This window comes from Crinalium epipsammum PCC 9333 (assembly GCF_000317495.1).
Classification (GTDB): domain Bacteria; phylum Cyanobacteriota; class Cyanobacteriia; order Cyanobacteriales; family PCC-9333; genus Crinalium; species Crinalium epipsammum.
Map to the genome: position 1 here is coordinate 3,071,260 of NC_019753.1, position 18,018 is coordinate 3,089,277.

At 42.9% G+C, this 18,018-nt stretch carries 19 protein-coding genes and 1 tRNA gene; 11 read left to right on the forward strand and 9 right to left on the reverse strand.

Going from position 1 to position 18,018, the window contains the following annotated elements; genetic code table 11:
• Window positions 1–93: 93 nt before the first annotated feature.
• The 3 genes from lipA to CRI9333_RS13450 form a co-directional block, all read right to left on the reverse strand.
• Window positions 94–972 carry a lipoyl synthase gene (gene lipA, locus CRI9333_RS13440; RefSeq protein ID WP_015203709.1) on the reverse strand — a complete coding sequence of 293 codons (879 nt, stop codon included), beginning with the start codon at window positions 970–972 and terminating at the stop codon, window positions 94–96.
• 733 nt (window positions 973–1,705) lie between these two features.
• The gene (locus CRI9333_RS13445) at window positions 1,706–2,914 is read right to left on the reverse strand and encodes an RNA-guided endonuclease InsQ/TnpB family protein (RefSeq protein ID WP_015201199.1); all 1,209 of its coding nucleotides are present in this window, start codon (window positions 2,912–2,914) and stop codon (window positions 1,706–1,708) included.
• Complete coding sequence (locus CRI9333_RS13450; protein WP_015201200.1) at window positions 2,898–3,500, reverse strand: IS607 family transposase; 603 nt, start codon at window positions 3,498–3,500, stop codon at window positions 2,898–2,900. The genes CRI9333_RS13445 and CRI9333_RS13450 overlap by 17 nt, the downstream gene beginning before the upstream one ends.
• Window positions 3,501–3,604: 104 nt before the next feature.
• Here CRI9333_RS13450 and CRI9333_RS13455 point away from each other — a divergent pair, with 104 nt between their 5' ends.
• The 5 genes from CRI9333_RS13455 (at window position 3,605) to CRI9333_RS13470 (ending at window position 8,161) form a co-directional block, all read left to right on the forward strand.
• A complete protein-coding gene (locus tag CRI9333_RS13455) occupies window positions 3,605–4,312 on the forward strand; it encodes a site-specific integrase (protein ID WP_051035385.1) in 708 nt (235 codons plus the stop codon).
• A 316-nt stretch (window positions 4,313–4,628) separates the two neighbouring features.
• Entirely contained in the window at window positions 4,629–4,766 is a 138-nt protein-coding gene (locus tag CRI9333_RS26775) for a hypothetical protein (RefSeq protein ID WP_157462323.1), read from the forward strand.
• Between the two features lie 75 nt (window positions 4,767–4,841).
• The gene (locus CRI9333_RS13460) at window positions 4,842–6,242 is read left to right on the forward strand and encodes a hypothetical protein (RefSeq protein WP_015203710.1); all 1,401 of its coding nucleotides are present in this window, start codon (window positions 4,842–4,844) and stop codon (window positions 6,240–6,242) included.
• Between the two features lie 15 nt (window positions 6,243–6,257).
• Window positions 6,258–7,673, forward strand: coding sequence for a hypothetical protein (locus tag CRI9333_RS13465; protein WP_015203711.1), 1,416 nt, complete (start codon window positions 6,258–6,260; stop codon window positions 7,671–7,673).
• Between the two features lie 173 nt (window positions 7,674–7,846).
• Window positions 7,847–8,161 (forward strand): hypothetical protein, encoded by a 315-nt coding sequence (locus CRI9333_RS13470; RefSeq protein ID WP_015203712.1) that lies wholly within the window; start codon window positions 7,847–7,849, stop codon window positions 8,159–8,161.
• A 53-nt stretch (window positions 8,162–8,214) separates the two neighbouring features.
• Here the strand turns inward: CRI9333_RS13470 and CRI9333_RS13475 are convergent, their stop codons facing one another.
• Entirely contained in the window at window positions 8,215–8,445 is a 231-nt protein-coding gene (locus CRI9333_RS13475; RefSeq protein ID WP_015203713.1) for a hypothetical protein, read from the reverse strand.
• 161 nt (window positions 8,446–8,606) lie between these two features.
• Here CRI9333_RS13475 and CRI9333_RS13480 point away from each other — a divergent pair, with 161 nt between their 5' ends.
• Window positions 8,607–8,801, forward strand: coding sequence for a hypothetical protein (locus CRI9333_RS13480; protein ID WP_015203714.1), 195 nt, complete (start codon window positions 8,607–8,609; stop codon window positions 8,799–8,801).
• Between the two features lie 144 nt (window positions 8,802–8,945).
• Window positions 8,946–9,623 carry an HNH endonuclease gene (locus CRI9333_RS24960; RefSeq protein WP_015203715.1) on the forward strand — a complete coding sequence of 226 codons (678 nt, stop codon included), beginning with the start codon at window positions 8,946–8,948 and terminating at the stop codon, window positions 9,621–9,623.
• Window positions 9,624–10,080: 457 nt separating this feature from the next.
• Here the strand turns inward: CRI9333_RS24960 and CRI9333_RS13490 are convergent, their stop codons facing one another.
• Window positions 10,081–10,800 (reverse strand): recombinase family protein, encoded by a 720-nt coding sequence (locus CRI9333_RS13490; RefSeq protein ID WP_015203716.1) that lies wholly within the window; start codon window positions 10,798–10,800, stop codon window positions 10,081–10,083.
• 109 nt (window positions 10,801–10,909) lie between these two features.
• Window positions 10,910–11,098 (reverse strand): hypothetical protein, encoded by a 189-nt coding sequence (locus tag CRI9333_RS13495; protein WP_157462324.1) that lies wholly within the window; start codon window positions 11,096–11,098, stop codon window positions 10,910–10,912.
• A gap of 254 nt (window positions 11,099–11,352) precedes the next feature.
• Here CRI9333_RS13495 and CRI9333_RS13500 point away from each other — a divergent pair, with 254 nt between their 5' ends.
• The 4 genes from CRI9333_RS13500 (at window position 11,353) to CRI9333_RS28130 (ending at window position 13,085) form a co-directional block, all read left to right on the forward strand.
• Complete coding sequence (locus CRI9333_RS13500; protein WP_015203718.1) at window positions 11,353–11,724, forward strand: ribbon-helix-helix domain-containing protein; 372 nt, start codon at window positions 11,353–11,355, stop codon at window positions 11,722–11,724.
• A gap of 2 nt (window positions 11,725–11,726) precedes the next feature.
• Entirely contained in the window at window positions 11,727–11,954 is a 228-nt protein-coding gene (locus tag CRI9333_RS13505; protein WP_041226049.1) for a hypothetical protein, read from the forward strand.
• 717 nt (window positions 11,955–12,671) lie between these two features.
• A tRNA-Pro gene (locus CRI9333_RS13510) sits at window positions 12,672–12,745 on the forward strand.
• A 205-nt stretch (window positions 12,746–12,950) separates the two neighbouring features.
• On the forward strand, window positions 12,951–13,085 hold the full coding sequence (locus CRI9333_RS28130) for a hypothetical protein (RefSeq protein WP_269667373.1): 135 nt from the start codon (window positions 12,951–12,953) through the stop codon (window positions 13,083–13,085).
• Between the two features lie 258 nt (window positions 13,086–13,343).
• Here CRI9333_RS28130 and CRI9333_RS13515 read toward each other — a convergent pair whose 3' ends face one another.
• From CRI9333_RS13515 to CRI9333_RS13525, 3 genes are all read right to left on the reverse strand, one after another.
• Complete coding sequence (locus CRI9333_RS13515; protein WP_015203719.1) at window positions 13,344–15,614, reverse strand: GumC family protein; 2,271 nt, start codon at window positions 15,612–15,614, stop codon at window positions 13,344–13,346.
• A 42-nt stretch (window positions 15,615–15,656) separates the two neighbouring features.
• Window positions 15,657–16,751, reverse strand: a complete 1,095-nt coding sequence (locus CRI9333_RS13520; protein ID WP_041226660.1) for a glycosyltransferase — start codon at window positions 16,749–16,751, stop codon at window positions 15,657–15,659.
• Between the two features lie 105 nt (window positions 16,752–16,856).
• Window positions 16,857–17,999, reverse strand: a complete 1,143-nt coding sequence (locus CRI9333_RS13525; RefSeq protein WP_015203721.1) for a glycosyltransferase — start codon at window positions 17,997–17,999, stop codon at window positions 16,857–16,859.
• Window positions 18,000–18,018 lie beyond the last annotated feature (19 nt).

Consider the following 18,018-nt stretch of genomic DNA (forward strand, 5'->3'; position numbering starts at 1 on the left):
TTTAACAAACTAGAAGAATCATTAATTTAGTCGGTTTTACCTTTTAAGCTATTAGTTCCAGAGACTTGAACCGCTACCTTAAACTGATATTTGTTAAGTTTTTGAACGAGGATAATCCTCGATTAATTTTCTTACTTGTTCAGCATGATAAGAACTACGAGTAAGAGGGGATGAAACAATTTGTAAAAAACCTAAAGATTCCCCGAATTCCCGCCAACTATCAAATTGTGCTGGGGTGATAAAATCATCAATTTTTAAATGTTTTGCCGATGGTTGGAGGTACTGCCCAATGGTCAAGATATCACAATCAACTTCGCGGAGATCGTGCATGACTTGACGAATTTCCTCGTCTGTTTCTCCTAGTCCTACCATCACACCGGATTTGGTATAAACCCAAGGCGCTAACTCACGGGTGCGTTGTAATAATTCGAGCGATCGCAGATAATTTCCTTGTGGACGTACTCGCTTATATAAACGCGCTACAGTTTCAGTATTATGGTTTAGTACTTCCGGTTGAGCTTGCAGAATAATTTCTAGTGCATTCCAGTTACCACACAAATCTGGAATTAATACTTCTATTGTTGTCTGAGGTGAAATTGCGTGAATACCTTCAATGCAACGCGCAAACTGGGAAGCACCACCATCAGGTAAATCATCACGGTTAACAGAAGTAATCACCACATGATTTAAATTCATGCGTCTTACTGCTTCAGCTAATCGTTCTGGTTCAGTGGGGTCTAGTGCTTTTGGCTTTTTTTCAAAATCAATATCGCAATAGGGACAAGCGCGTGTGCAAGCTGGTCCCATAATTAAGAAAGTCGCTGTTCCAGCATTGAAGCATTCACCAATATTAGGGCAAGATGCTTCTTCACAAACTGTATTTAGCGATAAATCTCGCAGAATTTCCTTAACGTTACCAACTCGTTCCCATTGAGGCGCTTTGACGCGCAACCATTCTGGCTTAACAACCACAATTTGCTCTATGTTGTGAAGTGACACAGTGATTATGTTAACGTAGATTGCGATCGCCTCTGTTTTCTTTTCGCTGTTTTCCCTATCCCAGGATATTTGGTAATTTGGAGTTGAGCATGATATTATTGACTAAATATGTTGTTATCAGCATCGGGATGTAGCGCAGCTTGGTAGCGCACCTCGTTCGGGACTCCAGAATTCGCCACAAAGCATGGGTCATCCGAGGCTTACAACTTGCTAAATCATATGCTTAGACTCCTTAAACGATGGTTTCTAGCATAGGTTTACATAGGGCTTATGTAGCTAACTAACCTAGCTGCTAACCTATGAGAAAGATTAACGTTAACAACAATAATGGTAGGTGTCTGCTCAGGTTCTCTTATGCTGGCAAAAACTACAGCATGACTCAGGGCAGCTTTGAAGATCCTACCGAAAGGGCTAAGGCTAAAATCCTAGCTAGCCAGATTTACTACGATTGCATAACAGGCAACTTTGACACAACCCTGATTAAATATAAGTTTGACCTAATGCCACAGGGGGGTGAGATAGTATTTACACCTGCAACTCTAGGAGGAGTGATAAGCCCTCAGCCTCAGCCCGTAGGAGGAGTGATAAACTTAACCAGCAGTTTAGTTAGCAAGTTGGCTAGCAGGTTAGAGAGTAACTACAACAGTGCTGAGGAATCACTAATGAGGCTCCTTAAGTCTTACCGTTCTCTAGAACCTACTCAAATCTACTCATCGAACAGTGATAACTGTTTGGGAATAAATTTGATGTCTAGTTCCTGTTTCACTGAATCCTTAACAGCAGTGCCATTAAGTTGATGTGATCCTCCACAGGCAATCCCCGTCGAACTGACGGTTTTGGGATAATCAATACTTTCATGCCAGCGTTCTAAATTGATACTGGCATTGTAATCACGATCTAATGTCGTGCCACAATTACCACAGTTAAAAACTCGTGTTTTTAGTGGCATCTTTTGACGATTGTTGCAACAACTACACACTTGAGAACTAGGGTAAAACCGATCAACTTTAATAATTGTTGAACCATACCACCCCGACTTATATTCAAGTTGTCGCCTAAACTCGTAAAATCCGCAATCAGCAATGGCACTAGCCAACCTATGGTTTTTGAGCATACCTGAAACATTCAGATCCTCAATTTTAATCTCGCCGTGATTCTTGGCTAACCATGTTGTTAGTTTATGAATTGCGTCTTGTCTGATATTGGCAATCCTACGATGAAGCTTGGCAACTTTTAAATTAGCCTTGTTACGATTGTTAGAGCCTTTTTCTTTACGACAAACTGAGCGTTGCAGGTGAGCCAGTTTCCTTTTAGCTTTGCGGTAAGCTTTAAGGTTAGGAAAAACTGAACCATCAGAACAAGTAGCTAAAGCATTTATCCCAATATCAACGCCTATCTTATCTCGGCGTTTTGGTGTTACTTTTTGCTCTAACTCGTATTTAAAACTAACATACCAATCACCCGCCCTTTTAGTCACAGTCACGTTTTTAGGTTGTACAGTAGGCAATATTTCATAGCATTTTACCCATCCGAAAATGGGGAATTTAATTCTATTGCCACTAATTTTTATACTACCTTCTAGGTAGAAGCTGTCTTTAACATTCTTTTTCTTAAACTTAGGTTTGCCTCGTCCAGGGACTTTAAACCAGTGCTGAAAAGCTTTGTATAAGTTCCTTAATGCTTCTTGAGGTGGACATTTTGAAACCTCATAATACCAAGTATGAACAGATTTGACCTCGGCTACTAACCGTTTATGTAAATCAATCGCTGTCGGTAATTTTTCTTGATTGTCTAAAGCCTTAAGACAAATATCTAAACCCCAATTCCACGCATGACGACTTACCCCTGCGTGTTTAGCTGCCAATGTGCGTTGCTTGTTATTAAGGTCTAGTTTGGTCTTAAAGCTTTTCAGCAACTTCCCTCAAATCCTCAACAATCTTTTTATTTTTATGACTACGACTTCCATACAATCGAGCCGAAAACACTGTAATTATTTCTAATACATCTTTTGCTAAATCTTCTTCAAAACTGGCATCTTCTGTACGATTAATAATTACTACTTCTGTACCAAAATGCTCACACAAACTAAAAATCAATTCAGAACCAAATCTCAATAATCTATCTTTATGGGTTAAGACCAATCTCTCAACCTGATTGTCAGTAATCATTCTGATTAATCTTTGCAGTCCTCGCTTGCTGTAATTTAAGCCAGAACCTAGATCATCAATAATTTGATACTGCCAACCATGAGTCGCGCAGAACAACTCTAATACTTGTTTCTGCCTTTCTAGATCAGGTTTTTGTTCGTGACTTGATACTCTGGCATAACCGACTGTAATTGAACTATCTGCTGTTATCCCCAATAATTGAGCTAGATCGTACCTACGATGCCCATTGGCTGTACGTTCAGGGATTAGCTTGCCCTCCGCTTCCCACCTCCTTAACGTGGAAACGGCAACTCCTTTAAGTTTAGCTGCTTCTGATATAGTTAACTTACTCATATAGCCATTTTAGCATATTAAATGAGTAAGTTTAAGCGTTTTTGAGTAATTTTTAAGGAACAGTCACGTCCCCTAAGCCTATAGCTAGCCCTGAATCGGTGAGCGTGTTTGTTGACTGGCTTAAGCAAGGTAGAAGCCCAGTAACAGTTAAACGTTACTTGGAGATCCTGAAAGCCCTAGATAAGACAGCATTTGCAGACTTTAAGGTTAAGATACCAGCTAAACCGATGCCTAAGCCGTTCAGCAAGGCTGAGGTTGACGCTATCCTGCAAACTATGAAGGCTAATAAGTATTACAGCCACTACCACGACTTTACAGCCTTCTTATTCTCAACTGGGGTTAGAACCTCTGAGGCTATCGGCTTGCAATGGAAGCACGTTGATCTGGTTAGAGGTGAGATAGATATCTATGAAAGCCTGGGCAGGCACAGAGGTTCGTCTAGCAACCGTGAGAGAAGATCAACCAAAACTAACAACGCCAGGGTTTTACCGTGTAGGGGCAGGCTGGCTAAGATGTTGAGCGATCGCAAACCTAAAGACGCTAACCCAGAAGACTTAGTGTTTACAAGTCCCACAGGCAAACATATAGACGATCATCTGTACTCTCAAAGGTGCTGGCGAAAGACTTTAGAGCTAGCTGGGGTAGAGTATCGCAACCCTTACAAGACTAGGCATACATTTATTAGCCACTGCTTAGAAGCTGGCATCAAGCCTATTACAGTAGCCTATTTAGTTGGTCACGCAGACACCAGCATGATTTTTACTAGGTATGCAGGGGTGATCAATAAGCCTGATTTGCCTGAGTTGTTTTAGGGTTAGCTGATCCACCACCAGAGACTCATATATTAGACAGTTAACTGAGGTGGTGGATCACAAAGGCTTGAAAGCTAATTTGGTGGTGACTACCCTGAACAACTATGAGACTTTTACGATTTTTAGAAAACTTTAATAAGTTTAACCTATAACAGAGCCTGAAACCCACCTAAATAGTTGTTAACTCCGATCAAGGTAGCGTCGGACTCGGTGCTTAACAATTAGGAGGGTAAGTTGACCCTCAGATGTTTACCCAGTAGAGACTACTTTGAACAGGAAACAACCGGAAACCCGCAGGACACACAAACTCAGAACAATGCTAAACCAGTCTGAGTTGCAGCAAGCTAAAGATTTAGCTGAGAAGCTTGGCTTAGATTACTCAAGCCTGATCCGTATGGCATTAGTAAGGTTACACGCTAATACATACGACAACAGCACCCAGGCTGCTAATTAGTCCAACAAATGTAAAGCCCCTAGAAGCTGAAGTTGATAGAGCAGCAACCAGGGGGAAATATAAAGCTTATACCCGATGTTAACACAAAAGACTGCTTTAGAGTTTGATGAAGTCTTAGACTTTAGCCCTCGTGACCGTTTTGATCATATTGAGAAGCTACCCCCAGAAAAGCTTGAGGCTATTCTGTCGGGAGAGTTAGACTTAGTATCTGCTATTCAGGAGATCCTAGATGCACCTGATAAGGAGTTTGAAGATCCAGAGCCGACCTTAGACTCTGAAGACTATGAAGATCTAGGCTCTGAGCCAGGGGAAGATGTCAGCCTAGCCGATATAAAACATAGGCTCCTAGAGTTTAAGCACGAAATAAAGCCATTAACTAAACACGGCTCCAAGAGTTACCAGAAGGTACTAGAAAAAGCTCTTACAGATATATATAGTGATCAGCGTGTTGGTTCTTACCACAGTACACAAGCCAAAGTAGCTGCTAGTCTAGGTCACTGGCTACTATCAGGGGTAGACCTGAAAGAGCTACAACAGAAGCTAGTTACAGCATCCCTTTCTGCTGAATATGAGGCTAAATGTGGAGCATTATCAGGCGATCCAAGTGGCAGGATTAACAGGGGCTTATGGCGTGGTCTAAATCGTGCGATCGCTAACCTGCCTAAACCTCAGTTAGCCAAGCTTCAGGCTACAGCAGATAGCACTATAGATCTAGCCTCTGGGGAATATATTCAGCCCAGTTTCAATAACCGGATCAACCTAGTACAAGCCAATCAAGGCACAGGCAAAACTCAGAGCTTGGCTCAGTACTTTTCCGCTAATGGTGACAAAGCCATATTCATAACCCCGCGTCAAAGCTTGTCCTTAGACCAGTCTCAAAGGCTAGGTTTAACCATGTATGACCAAAAGAATGCTAGGGAGTGGGCAACCTCTCACAGGTTAACTTTGTGCTTAGACTCAATCCACAAGCTTGACTTTGTTTACTTGGCTGCAAACCCTTACACCTTGGTACTGGATGAGATTGACCAACTACTGATCCACCTCACAGGTAAAACCGATCTGAGAAGACATCGTTGTGAGACACAGAAAGCCCTAAACTGGCTGATCCTTCACGCCAAAAAGGTGATCGGCTTATCGGCTGATATGCCTGTGTTTGTGGTGGATTACATAGCAAAGCTGGTTAACATAGAAGACATACACCTGACTCGCTACAGTGGACAGCCTAAACCTAAAACCTTTGTGAACTGGGGAGAAAACACGGCTGAGATGCTAGACGAGGCTATTAACAGGATTAACCAGGGGGAAAATATAGCCATAGCTTGCTCCCTCAAAAACTCTAAAAAAGGGGAGGCTGCTAATGTGATCGCTGACTTGATCTCCAAACGTTGCCCTAGGGTCAAGTGCCACTTAATCACATCAGATGAAGGCAAGGAAGCCCTTAAGACAGACATAAACAAGTTTTTAGAGGCTGAATAGATCCAGGTTTTAGCAATGTCTCCATCTGTAGGCACAGGAGTAGATATAAACCGTTCATGGTTTCATGGTGTATATGCTGTGTTTGCCCCTGTACCAGGGATGACGCATTTTGATTTTATGCAGCATATCAGCCGTGTGAGAATGCCCATAGATGGTAACTATAACTACTCAATGCCTCAAGGTCGTAAACTGTGGCAGTGTCAAAGCTTAACCACGATCCAGCGTGAAATGCTACATAAGCCTGCTTTTGGTGAGTCCCTACCTGATGGCTGCTACGATCTAAAGGCAGATGGAACTAGGGAACTGGTCAACGAAGGTGTGATCGGGCATTATAACGATCTTTTAGCAAAAGTGACACAGCTAAGACAGTACTCCGGTGCTGACTTATCAGGTAACTTTGCTAACTTGGTCTTAGATCGTGGTCATAGCCTGGTAAATGCTGTTATTGATTTAAAGGGTGAGGCGGATCAGCTAAAGCAGGAGCTAAAAGGATCAAGTGAACAGTTAACCCAAGACCGTATTAATGGCATTCTTGAAGCACCTGAGATAAACGATGCAGAATATGAAACTCTGGTAGAGGCTTCTAAACAAGATGGGATAAGCAAGTTAGACCAGTACAAGCTAGGGAAGCACAGGATTAAAACTCAACTAGGTGTCACAGATCCCAGCGTTGATCTAGTCAGCGAGGTAGTAAAGAGCAACTTGCTAGGTAAGATTAGGGCTTACAGGATGGTGTTTAAGGCTTCCCCTGAGTGGTTGGCTGAATTGGACAGAAGGGAGGTTTTGGATAGCAGCCGTTACAAGACTGATCGGAGCTTCCATACAGCTAAGGCAGAGTTAATCAAGGTTTTAATACCTCCCCTGGTTTTAGATGGGGGCAGCTACACCAAGGAAGACCTAATTAGCACAGACTTTTGTGAGCAGCTAAAAAAACACAGCCCAGACATCAAGAGACTGCTAGGTTTTCACCCTAACCCTAGTGACCCAGTATCCACACTTAATAAAATATTGAGTCAGTTCGGGCTAAAGGCTGAAGCTAGAAGGGAACGGTTGAATGGTAAACCAATCAGGGTTTACACTCTAGACTTAGACAGGAAACTTCAGATTGACCAGTGGGCTAGCTACCAAGATCAGAAAGACCAGGTAAGCCAATACGGGAGTACCCTGCACCGATTGTCTGCAATCATGCTTGACCAAGAAACTAACTCTGATAAACCCAGCAGTGAGCAGTTATTAAGATTTGAAAACCTCCTGAGCCTGAAAGAACAACTAGAAGCACAAGCTATGAGAGAGCCTTGGTTAGCTTGGGTGGGCGATCGCTTCGAGTTGGAGGCTGACAGGATAATAGAGGATGCTGATTATCGGTTCAGTTTAGCCTTAGACCGTTACCACCAAATCTTAAACCACACGCCTGACTGCAACGTAGCTTAATGCTAGCCCCGATCCACCCCCTGAGCTTTATATATTAGACAGTTAACTGGGGGGGGTGGATCACACAAACAATAGGTTTAAATGGGTTTCAGAGCTATGTGTTTAGCTGTGGCTACACGCTAGATCGTTACAGTATAAGCTTTTTCAGCGATAAAAGCCCTAAAGAAAGCCCTATGTTAACTCTAGATATCCTAATCAACCTGACAGCCCGTGACCCTCGGTTTGCCCTATCCGATACCGTATCCGACTACGTTTTAGAGGTTTACCAAGACGCTAACCCTCAAGACCTCAGAGGGGCTGCTAAGTTTGTACTGTTAGCCCTGCCAGACTACACAGCAGACGAGGCTGTAAACCTTATGCAGCAGTTAGCACTGGCTGAGGATATAGCTGGCTTGTATGACCTGCTGATCTGTGGGGCTACTATTGCCTACCCTGAGCTAACCTGTGGACGGGCTAAACTGCCCGTGAGCTTGGTTAGAAACTGCTAAATAGCATCTACCCACAGCAAGCTAAAGTGGCTCAGTGAGGGGCATGAGATAGATTAACCAAAGAAGTCTTGAATCTCATCTTGTGGGATTAATAGTGAGCCTTTAGAGAAATACCCAAGCTCACCCAAATGTTCTATTAGATCGGCTGGACTCATATCTAATTCATCAGCACGATTTCTTAAAGCTTCCCAAACTCGATCAGTAAGCCTTAAACCTCTAAGCTTTCTTGGTTGATCAGACTTAGTGACGAATTTACCAGAGGCATTTTTAAGCTGTTTAGCCATAGATCGGCATTCTCATAAAACCCACTACATTTAGGCAATATGGCTAACCTGAAAGTTAACTTTTGTAAAATGGGGTTGACTGCGATATACACAGAGATTAATATTAGTAACAGGGTACGCCAATACCCTGCAAACAAAAAACATACACAGGACTATCTTAAATGAGTTCACCAGACTTTGCACAAGAATTTTTCCACACAGTTGTAGAAGATTGTCTAGTTAAACTAGATTACGCCGATCTATGCACACTGAAAAACCACATAGAACAGGCTAGCCAGCAGAAGATTGCAGACAGTGAGTTAGCTTACAGAGCTAGCTTAATAGCTGCTTCCGAATTGCTAGCCTCTAAACTCTAAACAAACACAGATTAGCCAAGTTTACTTATGAATAACCAATCAGCCCGCCCTAGCTAGGTGGGTTTTTTAGTAGCTTATAGATACCTTGTAAGGCAGTACAACTAAAATCACTATCAATAGTTAACCTGCTTAAGCTTTCAAGTTATGGTGACACCTAAAAAGGGCGCAACAAAAGCGGTAAGGCTTACTCCTGACGACGCTGTTAGATATGAGGAATTTGCTAACAGTTTAAGGGTAACGCTTTCAGACGTTTTACGGATACTGTTAGATCTAGCGACTAATGATGAAGTGGTCTATAAAAAGCTTGAAGGTAGGGCTAGAGAACTTGCAGAATCAAGACTAGAGTACGATTTTGAGATGCACATGGTAGAGATCCAAAGCAAGCACCCATCCTCTAGCCCTGAGATTGATCTAGATGGAACAGAAAAGGTTATTGAATCTGAAGGCTACTTCAACCCAGCTAGTCTAGAGGATGCTAGAGAGAAGGTTGAAAGGGCTATTGTTCAAAGGCGTGGTCAGCCCAGATTCCGTAAACAGTTACTAGAAGCCTACCAGGGTAAATGTGCTGTAACTGGCTGTGATGTAGAGGCAGCGTTGGAAGCAGCCCACATAATCCCCTACAAAGGGGCTGAAACTGACCAGGTAGGTAACGGACTGTTACTTAGGGCTGATATACATACACTGTTTGACCTTTATCTGATCACAGTTGACCCAGCTACAAAGCAAATTAGGATTGCCCCAGAGCTAAAAGGTTCAACTTATGGTGAGATTGAAGGTAAACAGTTAGAACTACCACAGGATAAGACCTTACGCCCTAGATAAGACTTACTACAGTTGCACTATAAACAAGCAGCCATCAGTTAGCCTAGCTAGGCTAACTAGGGGGGCTTTGATCCACCACCCTAGTTAACTGTCTAATATGAGTCTCAGTAGGTGGATCAGTGGTTTACAGAAATGACACCCCCCCCTCCTCCCCCTTACTTACCAGTTAAATAATAAAGATCTAAGAGTAAAGTGGGCTAACTCAGATCTAACCCATCGGTTTACTAATTAGTTATTTCTCTAAGCCTAATAAAAGGGTAGGTGGGGGGTGCGATAGAACTACCAAGAGCCAACCATCAATAAACAGCAAAACACCCTGACAGTTAATTACTCTCTCAGGGTGAGACACCTAAAACACAGATTAGCCAATGGTTTACACAAAGTCCTACAGAGTGAAGCCGTCGCTTCTCTGTAACTTTCTAGCAAGCCCAATGATTAACTACTACCAAGCTAACACCTAACCAGGGGAATAGTGCAAGTCATTACTCAGAATGGCTTTGATTGTGGAAGCGTACCAGCTACCACCTCTCTTAGTTTTCAGCCCTCGCTGTGTTAACTCAGTAGCGATCGCTCTTAATGACTTACCTGCTAACCTCAGAGACTTGATTACAGTAATAATGGCTTGTTCAGTAGCATTAGCTACCAGGTTTGAACCGTCACGTACATAGCCCAGTGGTGTAGGGCTGTATGCTTGGCGGTTTTGTTTTTTATGCCTGAGAGCGTCTTTTGTACGCTGTCCACAAAGGTCACGCTCAAACTGGGCAAATGTAGCAGCTATGCCTAGCATCATCCTACCCATAGGCGATCGCGTGTCTAGCGTCTGACCTCCCATAAAATCTATTAGGTGAGTTGTCACGCCTCCACCATCCCAGCGATCAATGGTGCTGAGAGCATCACCAGCATTACGGAATAGGCGATCAAGCTTGAGGGCTACAACGTGGGTAACTTCTTTTCTGTGGATCATCTCTAGCAACTTGGCTCCACCTTCCCTCTGAATCAGCAGCTTTCCAGCACTCACGCCTTCATCTCGGATCACTGCTACCACCTCTAAGCCTGCTTGCTGACAGTATGTTGTCAGTTTGGCTAACTGGGCATCTAGCGAGACACCTTCGGTTACTTGCTCACTGGTACTTACTCGGATGTATATTGCTGCTTTGTTACTAAAACCTTTAGCCATTTGCTTGCCTTTTGTACAGAACGGTTCCTTTATGTAAACTTTGCTAGCCCAAATGGTTGAAGGGGTGGGCTAGTATTGGTAGCCCCCAGCTTAGGGGGCTTGTGTGTATCTAGTGTCCTGTTAGCTCTTTCAGTTGCTTTAGTGTTTGCACAGGTGTTACAACACCGTCGATCTCAACCTCAAAGCCGTCATCACTCATCTGTACCATAGTGTCGAAATCAACCGACCAGCCTGCATAGTCTGGAATCCATTCCCATTCTCCTGCGTTTTGTTGAGCTAGGCAGAAGGTTTGAATCATTAGTGCTTGCATCGTTTTGGCTCTCTCTCTAGTCGAGACTGTGTAGCGGTGTCTCGTTTTTGTCTATGTATACATAGTATGACGATGTGTACAAAATGTAACCAGTGTATTGCACTGTAAATAATTAGACTTTCTTATGGTGTAATACGATGTAAACATCAATTGTTTATACGCTGTAATACAATGTTGACATTAAGGCATAGCAATAGCTAGACTGTAAACACTACAGTGTACGATAGGGTAAACAAATTGATATGGCAGACTCTAAAGTAGTTTCTATTCGTGTACCAGACGAGCTACTAGAAGCGGTAGATCAACTCGCTGGCATCAAGTACCCATCGCGCAAAGCAGGCGACAAGCCTAACCGTTCTCAGATCATCTTAGATGCCCTCTCAGCATACATAGCTACAGCTAATGACACTGTAAACAACCCCATCAGCGAGGCTGTAAACAGTAGCAATACAGTGTCAGCATTACTGCTAGATGAGATGCCTGAGACTTGGAGAGAACTGATTCAGAGCATGATTGATCAGCAGGTAAACAGTGTGAACGACACTGTAAACGCTGTTAAAAAGCAAGTTAAAAAGCTTGAGGAGGGCTTAGAACTGGTAAAGCCAGCAGCCTAGATGTGGTGACTTCTAGGCAAACAGACAATGCGATCGCATCAGTCACGACCACAGGACAAACTGAGCCGTTAAACCAAGAGCAACTAGCTAAAAGACTAAGCTGCAATCCAAGCAGTGTTAACCGTAAGCGCGCCAAGCCTATATTCCATGATTGGAGTCGAGCGCGTGATCCTGAAGGGATGGGCTGGATCTTCAACGATGAGGACAAGCTTTTTTATCCGGTGGAGTAGAGATAAGTCAACCAAGACCAGCTAAATGTTAGCCCTAACCAGGGGCTTTTTTGTTGGCTGCTAAATCTGTCTCACCCCTCCCCCCCCTGGTAACCTGTGGAGATTTCAGAAATTAACGAGATGGCTTAAACTTTTCTGCTAGCTGATGGTCACACCTGACAAACTTTTATTCTGTGAGCATGGGGGAGGGGGGTGTGTCATTTTGAAAGCTTAGTCTTGGCTAGGTTTAAAGCCTTCTTTGATGGCAGCCTCAGCGATCGCCTTTCTCAGTCAGCCCGAAGCTTCAAGACGAAATAGAATTTTACGTTAGCCCAGACGGTAAAGAGGCAGGCATTAGCCAACGTGGTCTATCTAGGCTGTGTGGTGTTAGTGAGATGTCAGTTAGAAAACTACTTACAGCCCTGCGAACCAAATGCTACATAAAATCGCTAGAAAGCTTACACGGCAAGGAACTATGCTGCGAATTTGAAGCAGAAAAATGGGGCTAAAGTAGTCAATTCTGATGCTGTAGCAGCCATTATTGAGTACTAGATGCCTGGATCAAATAAGCCTTGACTTTTAACGAAATATCGTTAGTTAGCCTTAGTAATTTAACGAGAACTCGTTAGGGCTACAATGGTTAACAAAGATTAGCTGTGGTAAACTAGCATAAGGTTACATAAGCCTATGTTGCCTTGTTTTAGTAAGCATAGTAAAAGCTAATGCTGTTATCAGCATCGGGATGTAGCGCAGCTTGGTAGCGCACCTCGTTCGGGACGAGGGAGTCGCAGGTTCAAATCCTGTCATCCCGATTTTGTAGTTGTAGATTCGCAAATTAGTGTCGCTTTTTGTAAAGCGTCAAATTAAATGACCCTTGTACATTATTATATGTTTTCGTTAACAGATTGATGTAGTTAATCACTCATTAATGTAGCTGTTAACAAATTAATGTCGTTGAGTTGGTTTTGAGAACCCTTAACAAATTAGTGTAGATTAATTCTTTTAATTGCTTTGGCAATGACTTCAGCCTGGTTGCATGGGCAAAGGACAAAAGCTTTAAGACAAGAAAAATATATTTGCCGTCTGCAAGAAAAAGGTCGAACAAGAAAAAGACATAGTAATTTTTGGCTCGGTTTATATGGAGAAAGTTAGCTAACTGCTTTTGAGTACTGCCAGTTATGGGTAGAGGAAATACTCAACCTTATTGCGAATAAAAAGTCATTTTATCAACGAGGCTTGAGAGCCATAAACCTTATACACCAGCAGCTTTAGCGGCTTGGTCGCCCACTGAAGCTTTTACTATTAAAATGGCTGGAAAGCTGGAAAATATTACTTGGTTAACAGTGAAGAGCTTTGACAAATATATTTGACGCTCTACATTTGAGCTTGTCGCAAAGGCTGGCAATTAAGTCACTGGGTAGGTGTCCAAGTTGTAATAACTCCGATCGTATTGAACTTATTGAGCATAGCCGTAGCTTCGGCAAGTGCCGTTTTTGTCACCCTGTCAAGGCGTGTCACCAAAACTACTCCCTGGCAACAAGATCCAATCAACAGAGCATCCACCATCCCTAAAACCGGAGGAGCAACTAGCAAAACTAAATCATAACTTTGCTCAAATGCTGTGATTAATTTCTTCATCTGAGGAGAACTCAACAAATTAACAGGATCTGTGGGTATTGGCCCAGAAGTCAAAATATCAATATGTATGTCTAACACTGGAATATGACTATGTATTGGCACTGTAGCGTTACTTTCCAGCAGACTTGAAAGCCCATACTCATTAGAAAGATAGAGCAGTTGGTGCAGCATCGGCTGACGGAAATCAGTATCAATCAGCAGCACTCGTTGATGTAGGCGGGCAGCACTAATTGCTAAACCTAATGCTATCGTTGATGTTCCTTCCCCATCTAGTGCAGAGGTAATCATTAGAGAGCTGAAGACCGAAGTAGACTTTTGAAGTTGAACATTTTTATAAATCAAGTCCAGCGCTTCCCCATCTTTTAAAGTCGAAGCAGACTTTTGAAGTTGAATATTTTTATAAATCAAGTCCAGCGCTTCCCAAGCTGGCGGAGTATGGACTACTTCAACTGTCCAAGGTGTTATACCTTCGGGTTCACCGAACGGTAGCTTGATGAGTAGTTCGCTTATCCAAGCTGTAGAATCTTGCTGCTTACCAAACGGTAGCTTAATGATTGGTTTGTTCTTGTCAACCTGCGGTAGCTGTGGAGCCCTTCCTAGTATTGGTAGGGAAATCTGCTTCTGCAAATCATCAGAGCTATGAATAGAATCGTCCAGTATTTCGCGAATAAAAGCTGCTGCAGCACCCAAGAACAATCCAACTACGACACCCAGCAAAATGTTTTGCCGTATTTTGGACTCACTTTCAAAACCAGGTTGCGGTGCCTCCACAACTTGCCAATCAAATCCGCCTCGGGCAATTTCTAAGCTTAGTGCCTGTTTGGCCTTCTCTAGCTGTTGAAGCGTTTCAAGCCTGAGTTGTAGTTCGGGTTGTAGACGGCTGTACTTAGCCAGCAGATTAGGAAACCGATTAAGTTCTGCACGGAGCTGCTGCTCTTTGTTTGCAAGTACTTGTTCACGCCCTGCCAGACCTTGTAGGTTTGCCTGGATCTCGGCAAGCTTACCAGTAATGTTTATGTCAGTGGGTCCGAATTGCCCTTTGTTCAAAAGGCTTTCTCCCGTACCATTGAGTTGATAAGAATTATTGCCCGCAGCACGTTGTGCCTCTGCTTGTAACAGACTTAGTTGCTGATTGCGCTGCAAGAGTAACTCTTGAAGAACTGGGTTTTCCTCAGTAAAGCGCACGCGCTGCTGGGCAATGGCAAGGTCTGTTTTTTGGATTTCATTGAGCAGAACTTGGTAGCGAGAGGACTGACTTAGACGTGCAGTGATGGGAGCTTCCTGCGGAGAACCAGCAAGTTGCTGCTGTAAAGAGCTGTATTGAGCCTGAAGCTCTGTTATTTGAGCCTGGTTTGCCCTTCGATCCTGCTCAATACTGTTAATCGCATTAGTCAGGGCTCCTGCTTGTGCAGACGGCTCAATCATGTTCTGACTGGTGCGAAATTGTTCTAAGGCTACCTCAGCCTTAGTAACACTCTCACGAACCTTTGGTAACTGTTCATTAATGAAAGCCAGTCCTTTAGTTAAACGAAGTTTCTGCTGTTCTCGGTTGTAATCCAGATAAACCTGCTGCATTGCCTGGAGTACTTTTTGGGTTTTAATCGGATTATTATCTGTATAGGTTGCTACAAAAATCTTAGGATTACTGTTAGCGCCTTGACTCTCATCCTTCAGAGCAGTCACGGCTAAGGAGTTTTTAATCTTATTTACACTTATATCTGGGTATTCAGAACGAAGCAACTCCACCGCTTTTCGGATAAGCTGAGAACTTCGCATTAAGGTCAGCTGAGTAGTACCGTCTACCTGAATATTAGAATCAGTATATTGTTGGTTTGCTCCACCTGTGCCTTGATAGTTAGGTTCTACTAACAATTGCATTGAGCTTACATAGCTAGGCTTTTCTTTCAAAGCTTTAACCGTAGCAAAGCTCAAGACAATGCAAAAAATACCTAGTATCCAAAAGCGCCGACGGATTAAAACGGCAAACAGTTGTCCGTAACCTACCTCTGTTTCAGCAACTGGATTGAGATTAATTTGAGTCACTTATACCATACCTCAGCCAGCAATGTCTTACACTAATCATACTTAGGGCTGATGCGAACGACAAACTTCTTCAATCGCCCGCTCCACTCTTTCAAAAAAAACTTTTTCGGAAAAATTAGCGATCGCATGTTCTCTGATTTGCTCGTAGTCCCAAGCAATCTTACTAGACTCAACTAATGCTGTATGAATCGCTTCAGGTGTCTGCCGCTTGAAAAAGACTCCAGTCTTACCTGGTATCTGAGTATCTAATACACCACCTTGACCGTAGGCAATTACAGGCGTTCCACTAGCATTAGCTTCTACCGGAACTAAGCCATAATCTTCCAACGCGGCAACAATAACAGCGCGAGCTTTAGATAGCAACTGACTACGTTCTGTATCACTTACATGACCTAAAAACTTAATATTTTTCAAAGCTCTAGACTCAAGACGCTTTCGCTCTGGTCCATCACCGGATATCAATAATGGCCATCCCAGCCAATTAAAAGCTTCAACAACCACATCAATACGTTTATAGCTAATCAGACGAGCTGAGGCAAAATAGAAGTCATCCTTATTATCTGAAAAAATAAATTTATTAGTATCAATTGGATAGTTAATAACAACGGATGGCTTTCCGTAAAATTGTTGGATACGACGAGCAACAGTGCTGGAATTAGCAATATAAAAGTCAGGTTCCTGAGCCGAAGCTAAGTCTGCTTTTCTCATAAGCTGAAAAATTGGCTCTAGAACAGCAGAAAGATTTCGATAGGCAGCATACTCTCGAAGATAGGTTGTGGTATCCCACAAAAAACGAGTGACATTGTGGCAGAAACAAATGTGTATTGCTCCTGGTTTTTTTCGCACGGCTTTAGCAAAGCTCGTGGTACTGCTGATAATCAGATCGTAGTCTTGCAGATCTAAAGCTCGAAAGGCAGAAAAATAAAAGGGAGCCATTATCCGAAAATACTTAGTAGCCCCTGGAATTTTCTGAAGTGCAGTTGTATGAACTTGGCGATCTTTCAGATCAATAGTTTTTTCAGGAGCGTATAAAGACGTAAATATATCAGCTTTTGGATAGTGTTTACACAGCAATTCAAAAACACGCTCTGCCCCACCCTGCTGTGTTAAATAATCATGGACGAGTGCAATCCTCATAGTACTAAAGATAAATTTATTTTCTACCATTAATTAATGCAATTTTATTGTTCCCAAAGCTACAAAACACAAAACAGAGATAATTTCTGAGCAACTTGCACGAAGTCAGGTTAAAACCCGGTACAGCAACTGAGCAATACGCTGATTAATGTTTGTCTGTTGAAAACGCTGACTGGCTGTATCGCATGCACCTTGGGCGATCGCTGCTGTATAGTCAGACTTGTTACGGCAGGTAATAATGACTTCTGCTAATTGCTGTGGTTCTCCGGGCGGAACCAGAAAACCAGTGATTCCGTGTTCTACTAATTCGAGCGCACCTCCAGAGCTAGTTACCACAACAGGTGTGCCAGATAGCATGGCTTCTACAATAACTCTTCCAAAGGGTTCGGGTGCTGTTGATGTATGAGCTACTAAATCACAAACTGCCATTAACTGGGGAATATCAGAACGAAATCCTAAAAACTGAACTCGTTGTTCTAATCCTAGTTCTGCTACTCGTTTGTGTAAATGCTTGACATAATCTTGCTCACCAAACAAGGCATCACCAACCAAAATAGCTGTCACGTCTTCTGGGCAATGAGCCAGTGCTTCGAGCAAAATATGTTGACCTTTCCAGGGCGACAATCGACTGAAGTGACCTACTATAAATCGTCCATCAAGTTCTAGTTGTTTTTTGAGTTGACTTATATCGGAGCGATTTCTCCGATAAAGCTCGGGTTCAAAGCCATTGTATACGACATCGATTATGTCTGATCGTCCTCCTGCTTCTAGGAAGGCTGCCTGACTTGCTTTGGAATTAGCAATGACTAATGAGGCAAAGCGATTAGCCAAAGTGACGGCTACAGTGAGGTTGGTTCGGCTGAAGTGGTCTGCGGATAAAATGTCATGCAAATGATAAATCAGAGGGCGACGGCTTAACAAACTAGCTAATGCCCCAACTACTAGAGCTTTTTGCGTGTTGGCATAGATCAAATCGTATTCACGAGCTTTTTGAACAACCCTAGCAATCACAGGCAGCAGTGAACTCACGCTGCCTAAACTTTGCACCAAGCTACTTTCTTTACGAACTTGTATTGACTTAGTAGCTAAAACCTGAACTGGAATTTCGTGTTCCTCTAGTAAATGTTTAAAAGGACCGTCTGCAAATAAGCCCACTAAACAGGTGTGTCGATAAGGTTTGGCAATATCGATTAGGCAAAGCTCCGCACCACCTGGTTCTCCACTCTGATCTAGGAATAGGATTTTCATCCGATTGTTTTTGGGCTAA